The 11,948-nt window shown below is 72.8% G+C and carries 8 protein-coding genes and 1 pseudogene; 7 read left to right on the top strand and 2 right to left on the bottom strand.

Translation table 11 applies throughout. The features are described 5' to 3' along the window. Positions 1-865: 865 nt before the first annotated feature. The 3 genes from WH85_RS50485 (at position 866) to WH85_RS18850 (ending at position 4,083) form a co-directional block, all read left to right on the top strand. Positions 866-1,567, top strand: coding sequence for a hypothetical protein (locus tag WH85_RS50485; RefSeq protein ID WP_157411078.1), 702 nt, complete (start codon positions 866-868; stop codon positions 1,565-1,567). Positions 1,568-1,657: 90 nt separating this feature from the next. After that, positions 1,658-3,460: an aspartate--tRNA ligase gene (gene aspS / locus WH85_RS18855; RefSeq protein ID WP_045743210.1), complete on the top strand. Its 1,803-nt coding sequence runs from the start codon at positions 1,658-1,660 to the stop codon at positions 3,458-3,460. Between the two features lie 134 nt (positions 3,461-3,594). Then, positions 3,595-4,083 carry a GyrI-like domain-containing protein gene (locus WH85_RS18850; protein ID WP_052720532.1) on the top strand — a complete coding sequence of 163 codons (489 nt, stop codon included), beginning with the start codon at positions 3,595-3,597 and terminating at the stop codon, positions 4,081-4,083. Positions 4,084-4,192: 109 nt separating this feature from the next. Here the strand turns inward: WH85_RS18850 and WH85_RS18845 are convergent, their stop codons facing one another. Then, complete coding sequence (locus tag WH85_RS18845; RefSeq protein ID WP_045743209.1) at positions 4,193-5,389, bottom strand: questin oxidase family protein; 1,197 nt, start codon at positions 5,387-5,389, stop codon at positions 4,193-4,195. A gap of 103 nt (positions 5,390-5,492) precedes the next feature. Between WH85_RS18845 and WH85_RS18840 the strand changes: the two genes are divergently transcribed. From WH85_RS18840 to WH85_RS18825, 4 genes are all read left to right on the top strand, one after another. Further along, positions 5,493-6,098: an ArsR/SmtB family transcription factor gene (locus tag WH85_RS18840; protein ID WP_045743208.1), complete on the top strand. Its 606-nt coding sequence runs from the start codon at positions 5,493-5,495 to the stop codon at positions 6,096-6,098. Beyond that, positions 6,095-7,360 carry an MFS transporter gene (locus WH85_RS18835; RefSeq protein ID WP_045743207.1) on the top strand — a complete coding sequence of 422 codons (1,266 nt, stop codon included), beginning with the start codon at positions 6,095-6,097 and terminating at the stop codon, positions 7,358-7,360. The genes WH85_RS18840 and WH85_RS18835 overlap by 4 nt, the downstream gene beginning before the upstream one ends. Positions 7,361-7,376: 16 nt before the next feature. Beyond that, the gene (locus tag WH85_RS18830; RefSeq protein WP_045743206.1) at positions 7,377-7,601 is read left to right on the top strand and encodes a hypothetical protein; all 225 of its coding nucleotides are present in this window, start codon (positions 7,377-7,379) and stop codon (positions 7,599-7,601) included. Positions 7,602-7,784: 183 nt separating this feature from the next. Beyond that, a complete protein-coding gene (locus tag WH85_RS18825) occupies positions 7,785-9,539 on the top strand; it encodes a replication-associated recombination protein A (protein WP_045743205.1) in 1,755 nt (584 codons plus the stop codon). An 878-nt stretch (positions 9,540-10,417) separates the two neighbouring features. Here WH85_RS18825 and WH85_RS54370 read toward each other — a convergent pair. Then, a pseudogene (locus tag WH85_RS54370) lies at positions 10,418-10,633 on the bottom strand (pentapeptide repeat-containing protein); the annotation flags it as partial. Positions 10,634-11,948: the final 1,315 nt, after the last annotated feature.

Here is an 11,948-nt window from a genome sequence, read left to right as displayed (position 1 = left end):
GGCATGGGGGGAACGGATCGGATGGAGGCGTATGGCTCCGGTGTGCGAGTTGGGTGGGCCACTGAGCGCCGCGCATCGGTGGGGAGCCGGCACCCGCCCGCCCTCGGACGCCGGTGGGCGAGCTGGGTGGTGAGGTGTCACAGCGGGCGAGCGGGGTGGGAGGCGTGACGGTGGGTGAGCTGGGTGGGAGGCGTCACGGTGGTGCGGCTGGTGGGGTGGGGCGGTCGCTGAGCTGGGGGATGGCTGGTCATGATCTGGACTGTTTATGGTGCTTGAGAGCTGATCGAGTGTTTTGCCCCCTGTGCTGCGGGAGTCTGCGATGCCCGTTTTTCGTGCAGCCCATGAGCCGACCGACCGTTCGCCGGGTGAGCCGCCCGGGCCGGGACGAATAACCGGAACCACCGGTGATGCGGGTGGCCGGCCTGCCGCGGAACGGGTGCCGATGCGACCGGCGCCGCAACCCCGGGCGGTCGGGGAGCCGGAGATCCTGCCGCCGGACCGGGGCACCCCGATGCGGTCGAGACCATCGCCGAGACCGGCGCCGGCGTCATCACCGAGACCGGCGTCGGCACCATCACCGAGACCCGCGCCGGGACCCGCGCCGGGGTCGGAAGCAACGCCGCAGCCGGGACGGACGGGGGTGGGTGGGAGTGCGATCTATCCCAGCAACGCGGGGCGGCTCAGTGGGAAACCGGTCACCCCGCTCGGCGGTGGCCGGCCGCCCGGGTACAAGGCCTATTCGCCCGCCCGGGGCGCCGGCGCGGGTACGGGCGGGCGCACCGCAAGAGCGGGGAGGGACGGGAGTGACGGTAGGCGTACCCCGGCGAATGACGGACCGACCGAACCCCTGGCCGGCGGCAGACCGGTGAAGCGCAAGTGGTCCCTCGGCCTGGTCGTCGCGGTCGTGCTCAGTTCACTGGCGTTGATCTTCTCGGTGGCGACGGCGGCTACCGGATATGTGTCCTGGCGGGCCGCCAAGGGCGCGGCGACGGGCACGAGGGCGGAGACGACGTCCGCCTCCGGAGCGGCGGGGACGACGTCCGCGCCCGGAGCTCCGGCGGCGACGTCCGCGCCTGGAGCACCGGCGACGACGCCATCCGCGCCGCAAGCATCTCTGGCATCCATGTCGGCGGCGGCCAGCCCGACCACCGGCAAGACGAAGGTCGAAGTGGACCGTCTCGCGTACCCCGCGGAAGCCCTCGCCCTCCGGGCCGGCTGCGACGCCGAGCTGCCGGTGGACCTCGACGAACCCCGGGTCAACGTCGAGCGGGCGAAAGCCGACCTCACCTACGCCGACCCGTGCGACCGGCCGGCCCGGCTCGGTGCGGGAACCGGTGCCGTCGCCGTCACGCAGCGCGTCGCCCGGGGCACCGATCCCGCCGGTTGCCGGCGGGCGATCCGGACCCGGCCGCTCGGGCCCGGCGCCGACCTCGAGGTGGTGAAGGGCTCCGCGCTCTGCGTGCTGACCTCCGCCGATCCGCCCACTCTCGCGCTCGTGGAGATCGTCGACGTCGGCGGTACCGGCACCGCCGGCCTGCGTGTCACCTCCTGGCGGGTCGCTGATTAGCAGAGCAGTGACCGGCCCGTGGCGCGCGGCGCGGGGCGTGCCTGACAGAATGTCGGGTGCGCCCCGCGAACTCTGTTAGGAGACGTTTCCGTGATCCGTACCCATGACGCCGGCACTCTGCGCGCGAGCGACGCCGGCACGACGGTGACGCTCGCCGGGTGGGTCGCGCGTCGGCGCGACCACGGCGGTGTCATCTTCGTCGATCTGCGGGACGCCTCCGGCGTGGTGCAGGTCGTCTTCCGCGAGGAGGATGCGCACGCGCTGCGCAACGAGTTCTGCGTGAAGGTCGTCGGCGAGGTCAACGCCCGCCCGGACGGCAACGAGAACCCGGAGCTGGCCACCGGCGCGATCGAGGTCGTCGCGTCCGAGCTGACCGTGCTCTCCGAGGCCGCTCCGCTGCCGCTGCCGATCGACGACACGATCACCGCCGCCGACGATCTGCGCCTCAAGTACCGATACCTGGACCTGCGCCGTTCCGGTCCGGCGAACGCTCTGCGCCTGCGCAGCCGCGCCAACCAGATCGCGCGGGAGGTGCTGCACGCCCGCGACTTCAACGAGATCGAGACGCCGACCCTGACCCGGTCGACGCCGGAGGGCGCCCGCGACTTCCTGGTGCCGGTCCGCCTGCAGCCCGGCACGTGGTATGCGCTTCCCCAGTCCCCGCAGCTGTTCAAGCAGCTGCTGATGGTGGCCGGCATGGAGCGGTATTACCAGATCGCCCGTTGCTACCGGGACGAGGACTTCCGCGCCGACCGGCAGCCGGAGTTCACCCAGCTCGACATCGAGATGTCGTTCGTGACGCAGGACGACATCATCGCGCTCGGCGAGGAGCTCGTCAGCAAGCTGTGGGGCGAGCTGGCCGACTACCAGGTTCAGCTGCCGATTCCGCGGATCACGTGGACCGACGCGATGAACCGGTACGGTTCCGACAAGCCCGACCTGCGGTACGGCGTCGAGCTGGTCGAGCTGACCGACTACCTGCGTGGCACGTCGTTCCGGGTGTTCGCGGGTGCGATCGACGCCGGCGGTTACGTCGGTGCGGTCGTCATGCCGGGTGGCGCCACGCAGACCCGCAAGGAGCTGGACGGCTGGCAGGACTGGGCGAAGGCCCGGGGCGCCCGCGGTCTGGCCTACGTGGTCCTCGACGCGGAGACCGGCGAGGCGAAGGGCCCGGTGGCCAAGAACCTGTCCGCCGAGCACCTGGCCGGCCTGGCCGACGCCGTGGGCGCGAAGCCCGGCGACGCGGTCTTCTTCGCCGCGGCCACCGAGCGGCGGGAGGCGCAGGAACTGCTCGGCGCGGCCCGCATCGAGATCGCCAAGCGGGCCAAGCTGATCGACGAGTCGGCCTGGGCGTTCTGCTGGGTCGTCGACGCGCCGATGTTCGAGAAGACCGACGACGGCGGCTGGACCGCGGTCCACCACCCGTTCACGTCGCCGAACGAGGAGTGGGAGCCGCGTTTCGAGGAGGCGCCGGACAAGGCCCTCGCGTACGCGTACGACATCGTCTGCAACGGCAACGAGATCGGCGGCGGTTCGGTGCGTATCCACCGCGCCGACGTGCAGAGCCGCGTGTTCTCGCTGCTCGGCATCTCGCCGGAGGAGGCCGAGGACAAGTTCGGCTTCCTGCTGGAGGCCTTCAAGTACGGCCCGCCGCCGCACGCCGGCATCGCGATCGGCTGGGACCGGACCTGCATGCTGCTCAGCGGCAACGAGTCGATCCGTGAGGTCATCGCGTTCCCGAAGACCCGGGGCGGTTTCGACCCGCTGACCACCGCGCCGACGCCGATCACCCGGCAGCAGCGTCTGGAGGCCGGCATCGACGCCAAGCCGAAGTCCGCGGCGGGCGCGCCGGGAACGGACGGCCAGGCGGCCCCGGTGCAGCACTCCAACTGATCGAGAACAGCTCGAACAGCCCGAACAGCTCGGCCTCGCTCTGACGGGCGAACGTCGAGCGCCTGACGAGCGAGGGCGGAACGTTCAACGGCGGCCGGGATGCACCCGGCCGCCGTTGCTGTGAGACTGGCAGCGTGGAGCCGACCATCGTTCTTCGCGAGCCGCAGCACTATCTCGGCCGCCGCGAATCGATCGCCATGACCGAGTTCGCCCGCCTGGCGGACCAGTTGCCCGGCATGTTCGCGGGCCTGGCCCGGCAGGGCGTCCCGATCGCCGGCCCACCGTTCTTCCGCTACCGCGTGATCGACATGGCGGCGGAGATGGTCGTCGAAGCCGGCATTCCGCTCGCCAACGCGATCCCGGTGGAGCCACCCGATTTCGTGGACGTGCTGCCGGGCGGCCGTTACGCGACGATCACCCACATCGGCCACCCCGGCGAGTTGATGGCCGTCACCGCGCGGCTGCTCGACTGGGCGCCCCGCAACGGCCTGTCCTGGGACGTCACCCCGACCCCGACCGGCGAGGTCTGGGGCGGCCGCCTGGAGATGATGCTGACGAACCCGGCGGAGCAGCCGGACATGCACAAATGGGAGACCGCGCTCCTCTTCAAGCTCGCCGACTGACAACCCCCCGGTGGTGCGGGCGACTGCCTCAGCTGACGCTTCTCATGGGGTACGAGCCACACCTCCCTCAGCGACTACGCGTCCCGGCCTGCCCCAGGTGCTTCTCCTCTCACTGCTCCATGATCAGTTCCGTGGCGCGTTCAGCGGCCGCGAGCAGTCCCGGATCACCGGCGACGCTCCACGTCTCCACCGCGGCATCCGCGAATTTGATCGCGTGGGCGTCCCCGCTCCCGGCGGCCCGCGCGAACACGTCAGCAGCCGGCCGCGCCGACGATCGCGCTGACGATCGTGTCGGCGGCCGCGCTGACGGCCACGCTGACGATCGCGCCGGCGGCCGCGCCGACGAACCCGACCGCTCGAGCAGGGCGGCCGGTTCGGGCGATGCGGTGGCGATTCCGGAGGACGTCGACGTTCCGTCCGAGGGTGCCGAGCGGATCGCCGCCGTCCGCGGGTCGGGTTCGGCCGGACTGTAGGCGGCCGTGATCGCCGCCGTGGCCGCCCATGCCGCCGCCACGCTCGCGCCCGCCATCGACGGTGGCAACGCCGGCAGTACCCGTGCCACGGCGGCCGGTGCCGTCGCCGCGTGCACGAGCATGATCGGGCTCCCGTACCCGAAATGGAGATGACGCCGCACCGCGGCCGCGACGATCGCCCGCAGTCGATCCGAAGCCGCGGGCGAGGTCACCGCCGGCACCGCCCCGGCCGTCTCCGCCCAGTCCGGCATCGTGGCCAGTTGGGAGAGCCGGTTCCGCACCCCGAACCGCTGATCCGGCACCCGGGGCACCGCGTCCAGTGCGGTCCGCGGATCCGACGCCCGGTACGGCCCTTTCCCGGCCGGTGCGAGCGGCTGCCACCGGGCCGCCCAGTAGGCCAGGCCCCGGCCCAGTTCGCCGACCCGTTCCGGGGTCTCCTCCTCGAGCAGTGCCCGCACCGCATGCCCGACCCGGATCACCCCGTGAGTGGCGCCCGCGGCGATGCCCGGCAGCAGTCGCGGCCACCATGTGACCAGCACGTCCCGCCACGGCGCCAGCGTCGTCTCCCGGGCGAAGAACGTCAGCCAGTCCCCGGTCCGCACCGGGTCGCCGAGCGGGTCACGCCACTCCTGCGGCCGGATCGCGGCGATGCCCCGCGGCACCTGCTCCAGCCGGGGCCGGTAGTCGTCCAGCCATCGGTGCACGCTCTCGCCGTGACCGTGTCGGATCAGCGTTTCGGCGGCCATCGGCCCGTGGTTGGAGAGCCAGCCGTCGCGTTCCGGCCCGGTGTCGCGTAGCCGGTGCAGTGCCTCGTCCAGGGTGTGGTCGGTCATCTTTCGACTCTGCGACCTGAACCCGACTTCAGTTCAAGCCCATCGATGAATCATGCGTGCAAAGAACTTGTGCATAACTTATGTGCACAGTTATTGTGCACTCATGACGGAAGATGTCACCCAGGTCCACCTCAGCGGCCGGCAGATCCGCGTCCTCGCCCATCCACTCCGCGTGCAGTTGCTCGGCCGGCTGCGCGCCGAGGGCCCGGCCACCGCCACCCGGCTCGCCGAGCTGCTCGGCACCAACACCGGCGCGACCAGCTACCACCTGCGCCGGCTCGCCGAGGTGGGCCTGGTCGTCGAGGAGGAGCGCCCGGGCACCGGCCGGCGCCGTTTCTGGCGGGCCGAGCACGACATGTCGAGCTGGCGGCGCAGCAACTTCGCCGGTGATCCGGATGCCACCGCGGCCGTCGAGTGGATGGAGGCGTTCCAGGTCAACCGGTTCGTCGAGTTGGCCGGCGAGTGGCGTCGTGGCGTCGCCGACGAGCCCGCCGAGTGGCGCGACTCCGGCGAGCTCAGCGACTACTTCATGGAGCTCACCCCCGAGCAGCTGCGCACCCTGATGGCCGAGATCGAGGAGGTGGTCATGCGGCACGGTCTGGCCGGACGCACCGATCCGCAGCCCGGCGCCCGCCCGGTCTCGCTCTACCTGGCCGCGCTGCCCCGCCGGCGCGACGCCGTCACCCCCACGGAGGAGGGCGACAGATGACGCTCGCGCAGGCCCGGCTCCGTTTCCTGGTCCTGATCGGGATGCGATGGTTCCCGGTCGGTCTCACCATCCCGGTCCTCGTCCTGCTCCCCCTCGAGCGGGGCCTCAGCATCGCCCAGATCGGTTCCCTCGCCGCGATCCAGGGTTTCACCGTCCTCTTCCTCGAACTCCCCACCGGCGGCCTCACCGACGCGCTCGGCCGCCGCCCGGTGCTGCTGCTCGCCGGTGTCGTCAACGTCGTCTCGCTGGCGCTGATCGCGTCGGCCTCCTCGGCCCTGCTCTTCGGCGCCGCCTACTTCCTGCAGGGCGTCTACCGGGCGCTGGACAGCGGGCCGCTGGAGGCCTGGTTCGTGGACCGGGCACTGGCCGCCGACCCGGCGGCCGACCTGGAGACGGCGCTCAGCCGCAGCGGCGTCGTGGTCGGCCTGTCCATCTCCGGCGCGGCCCTGATCAGCGGCGGCCTGATCTGGCTCGGGCCCCTCGGGCCGGTGAGCGCGCTGACCCTGCCGGTGCTGGTCGCCCTGGTGCTGAGCGTGGCGGCCACGGTGGCGGTGGCGCTGCTGATGACCGAGGAACGCCCGGCGCGCGGGGCGGCCGCCCTGGTCGCCTCGATCCGGGGCGTGCCCACGGCGATCGGCGGCGCGCTCGGGCTGGTCCGCCGGTCCCGGGTGGTGCTCGCCCTGATCGGCGTGGAGCTGCTCTGGAGCGTGGGCATGGTCACTTTCGAGAAGCTGATGCCGCTGCGGCTCAGCGAGGTCACCGCCGACCCGGACGCCGCAGCCGCCCTGATGGGCCCGGTCAGTTCGGTGGCCTGGGCCGCCTCGGCCGCCGGCGCTGCCGTGGTCCCGCTGCTCACCCAGCGGATCGGTGCACCCTGGACCGGCTTCACGCTGCGCCTGGTGCAGGGCGCGACCATCCTCGGCATGGGTCTGGCCGGCGGCCCGGCCGGCCTGATCGCCGCGTTCCTGCTCACCTATGCGGTGCACGGCGCGGCGAACCCGGTGCACGCGGCACTGCTGCACCGGCAGGCCGAGGGGGAGTACCGGGCGAGTCTGCTCTCGCTGAACTCGATGCTGGGACAGCCCGGCTTCGCGATCGGATCGATCGTCCTCACCGCCGTCGCGGCCCGGGCCGGCACCCCAGCGGCGATCATGACCGGTGCGATCGTTCTGGCAGCAGCGGCACCCCTCTATCTCGTCCGGGAAAGAACCGCGTTTCGGGAGCCCTCCCACTCGGGTACCTCCGAGTCACAGGCTCTCTGACCCCCGGAGGATTCCGATGCTCGCCATCGCCGCCGCCGTAGTCTTCGGCATCTGGCTTCTCGCCGACCTGCTCGACACCAACTTCGGCGCCCCCGATCTCTTCAACTTCCCGACCATGGCCTCGCTCGGCCTGCTGCTGCTCTCGCTCTACCTGGCGGGCATCGGCAGCGGACCGCGGGCCTCCTCCGGCGGCACCGGCTCCGGCCGTCGCTTCTACGGCCGTCGTCCCGGCCGAGGCTGACCGCTGCCGTTCATCCGCCGCATCCGGCCTGTTCCGGTCCGGTTCGTGGATCGCGCGGGGACCTGTTCCCCCGCGATCCACGAACCGGGCACCGGGACGGGCCGGTCGCGTAGTAGCACGTCCCCGGCCCGCGGACGATCGCGATTTCGGCACTGCTCCGAACCCCCGGTACTGTCGGATGCGATGGAAACGGACGGGCTCTTCTCACTGGCGTCACCCGGCGATCGGGTCGCACCCACCGGCGCCGAGGCGTCCGGTTTCGGGGCACCCGCCGCTGACGCGCCGCTGCCGGTGCGGATGCGCCCGGTCGGCCTCGACGAGCTCATCGGTCAGGAGCACCTGCTCGCCCCGGGCGCCCCGCTGCGCCAGCTGGTCACCGGCTCGAGTCCGATGTCGGTCATCCTGTGGGGCCCGCCGGGCACCGGCAAGACCACGATCGCCCACCTGGTGGCGAACGCCACGGACCGCAAGTTCGTCGCGATGTCCGCGCTCACCGCGGGCGTCAAGGACGTCCGTGCGGTGATCGACACCGCGCGCCGCGAGCGCCGTTACGGCGGCCCGCCCACCGTGCTCTTCATCGACGAGGTGCACCGCTTCAGCAAGACCCAGCAGGACTCGCTGCTCGCCGCGGTCGAGGACCGCACGGTCACGCTGCTCGCGGCGACGACCGAGAACCCGTACTTCTCGGTGATCTCGCCCCTGCTCTCCCGCTGCGTGCTGCTGACCCTGCAGGCGCTCGAGGAGGACGACGTCCGCGGTCTCATCCGGCGCGCGGTCACCGACGGGCGCGGTCTGGGCGGCGCGGTCACGCTCACCGCCGAAGCAGAGGACCATCTGGTACGCCTGGCGTCCGGTGACGTCCGCAAGGCGCTGACCGCGCTCGAAGCCGCGGCCGGATCCGCCCAGGCACAGGGCGCGCGTGAGATCGATCTCGCCACCGCGGAACGCGCCGTGGACGTGGCGGCCGTCCGCTACGACCGGGACGGCGACGCCCACTACGACGTGACCAGCGCATTCATCAAGAGCATGCGGGGCAGCGACCCGGACGCCGCGCTGCACTGGCTGGCCCGGATGCTGGTCGCCGGCGAGGACCCGCGGTTCATCGCCCGGCGCATCGTGATCTTCGCCAGTGAGGACGTCGGCATGGCCGACCCGCAGGCGCTGCTGGTGGCCACCGCGGCCGCCCAGGCCGTGCAGCTCATCGGCATGCCCGAGGCACAGCTCAACCTGGCGCAGGCCGTGGTGCACATGGCCACCGCGCCGAAATCCAACACCGTCACCACCGCCATCGGCGAGGCCATCACCGACGTCCGCAAAGGTCGCGGCGGGGCGGTGCCGGCCCATCTGCGGGACGCGCACTACTCCGGCTCGAAAGGCCTGGGCCACGGGCGGGGATACCGTTATCCGCACGACGACCAGCGTGGCGTCGTGCGCCAGCAGTACGCGCCGGACGATCTCGTCGGCACCGACTACTATCGGCCGACCGACCACGGCGCGGAACGCGCGGTGGGAGAGAGGGTCCCGCGTCTTCGCCGGATTGTGCGAGGTCTCGGCCCGGCTCCGCGTGCGACCGCCACCACCGTGGCGACCACGGCGACGACCGCTTCGGCGGACGGAGCCGACCACGCGGTGGGTGGTGAACGAGCCGTGGATGCGTCACAGTCCGTGGCGGGCTCGAGTGGTGAGCAGGCCGTGGACGCAGCACAGTCCGCGGCGGGCTCGGGTGGTGAGCAAGTCGTGGATGCGTCACGGTCCGCGGCGGGCTCGAGTGGTGACCAGGCCGTGGACGCAGCACAGTCCCTGGCGGGATCCGCTCCGGACGCGACAGCGGACGGTCCCGAGACCGTAGCAGACGGTGTGTCATCAACGGCAACGAGTGCGGCGAACGCCGGCACGACAGACGACAGCGGCGACACTGCCGGGGAGGAACAGCCGTGAAATCGCGGGGTCCCGATCAGCCCGACGAGGACGCCGGCCAGAAGGCGGAGAAGACCGGCAGAGGTCGCCTCCGCTTCGGCCGCGGACGTCCCGAACAGCCGATGGTCCCCGAGGTGATCCCGCAGGAGGAGACCGGCTGGCTCGACGACCTGCGCACGGCGAAGCAGGACCGGGTCGCGATCGGCCCGGGCGCCTCGCCCGGCGAGATGGCCCGGACCAGCAAGTCCGGCCGGGTCGCCCCCGGCCCGGACGACGCCCCGGACGACGACTTCTTCATGCCCGGCGACGACGAGGACGGCGACCCGTCCCGCGGTGCCGGTCCTGACGCCGACGAGCAGGGGCATCGCCCCGGCCCGGTGTCGGGCGCCCCGACCGGTCCCGGTCCGGTCTCCGGTGGCCCCGCCATGGGCGCTCCCGGCGGCATGGGCGGACCCGGGGGCATGAGTGGACCCGGCGGCATGGGCGCTCCTGGTGGCTTCGGTGGTCCGGGTGGACCTGGCGGCCCGGGTGGACCTGGCGGCCCGGGTGGACCTGGCGGCCCGGGTGGACCTGGCGGCCCGGGTGCTCCCGGCGGTCTCGGTCAGCGGCCCGGCCGTTTCGGTGCCGGTCCTGACGGGGCGGCGGGTCAGCAGGGTTTCGGCCAGCAGGGTTCCGGATCCTTCGGTGGTCCGCAGGGCCCCGGGTTCGGCGGTCAGCCGGGCCAGCAGGGTCCCGGTCAGCCCGGTATGGGAGTTCCCGGTCAGCCCGGCATGGGTGGTCCCGGTCAGCCCGGCATGGGTGGTCCCGGTCAGCCCGGCAGGGGTGGTCCTGGGCAGCCCGGTATGGGACAGATGGGCCCGCGTGCGGGCCAGGGCGGCCCCGGTCAGATGGGCCCCGGTGCCGGCGGCCCCGGTCAGGCGGGTCCCGGTCAGATGGGCCCCGGTGCCGGCGGCCCCGGTCAGGCGGGTCCCGGTCAGATGGGCCCCGGTGCCGGCGGTCCCGGTCAGGTGGCGCCCGGTCAGGCGGGTTCCGGCGGCCAGATGGCTCCAGGCCAGATGGCTCCAGGGCAGATGGGTCCCGGCGCGGGCGGTCCCGGTCAGATGGGTCCGGGGCACCGATCTGTTCCGGTCAACCCCGGTGCGGTCGGCGCGCGTGGCGCGGCCCAGCCCGGACAGGTGCCGCCGGAGCAGGTTCCCGGCGGTCCGCGTCCGGTTCCCGCCGGCCAGATCCCTGGTCAGACTCCGCCCGGCACGGGTTCCGCTCAGGTGCCCGGACAGGGCCGTGCCCCCTTCCAGCCCGGCCAGATGCCGCCCGGTCAGCCCGGACACGCTGGTCAGATGACTGGCCCGATGCGGCCCGGTCAGATGGGCCCGGGTCACCCCGGTCAGATGCCGCCTGGTCAGATGCCGCCTGGTCAGATGGGTCCGGGACAGCCTGGGCCGATGGGTCCGGGACAGCCCGGTTCGATGGGTCCGGGGCAGCCTGGGCAGATGTCGGCCGGCCCGGCTTCGGCGCAGTTGCCGCCCGGCGCCCGCCGCAGTGGTCCGCCGCAGCGTGGCCGTCCCGAACCGGTCGAGCCCGGCCACAGCCGTCGGCAGATCGACGCCGACCAGGACGTACCCGGCTTCGGCGCGCCGTCCGGCACGGCTCCTGGCTTCGGTGGACCCAACGCTGGTGGCCCCGGCTTTGGTGGTCCCGGCGCGGCCGGTGGCCCCGGGTTCGGTGGGCCTGGCGCCGGTGGTCCCGGTGCCGGTGGTCCTGGGTTCGGTGGTCCGGGTGCCGGTGGTGGGCAGCCCGCAGGCCCGATCGTCCCGCTATCCGGCAATGCGCCGGAGATCCCGGTCGCCCGTTCCAGCGTCCGCCCGGTCTCCCCGGGTATCCGTCCGACGTCTCCGGCCGGCCCGGCCCGGGACCGGTTCCGCCCGGACGGTGCGCCCGGCCGCGCCTCGGTGCCCCCGCCGCCCGGCGGGTTCGACGCGGTGAACCAGTCCGGCCCGATTCCCGGCTACGACGAAGTCAACCAGTCCGGCCCGATCCCCGGGGCCCGTGGACGTGCCAACCCGGCCGGTTACGACGAGGCCAACCAGTCGGGTCCGATTCCGCGTGGCCGTGCGATCCCGGCCGGCTACGACGAAGTCAACCAGTCGGGTCCGATCCCGCGTGGGCGCGCCAATCCGGCGGGCTACGACCCGTCCGGCCAGCCGAACCCGGTTTCCGGCGGCCGTGGTCAGGTGAATCCGGTTTCGGGCGGCCGTGGTGGCTATGACCCGTCGGGTCAGGTGAACCCGGTTTCCGGTGGTCGCGGTGGTTACGACGCGTCCGGCCAGGTGAACCCGGTCTCGGGTGGCCGTGGTGGTTACGACCCGGGCAGCCAGTCGGGTCCGATCCCGCGGGGGCGGGCCAACCCGGCGGGCTACGACCCGTCCGGAC

Source organism: Actinoplanes rectilineatus (assembly GCF_000962825.1).
In the GTDB taxonomy this organism is placed as follows: Bacteria; Actinomycetota; Actinomycetes; order Mycobacteriales; family Micromonosporaceae; genus Actinoplanes; species Actinoplanes rectilineatus.
The sequence above is the reverse complement of the archived record's forward strand: the minus strand, read 5'-3'. Positions and strand labels throughout refer to the sequence as shown.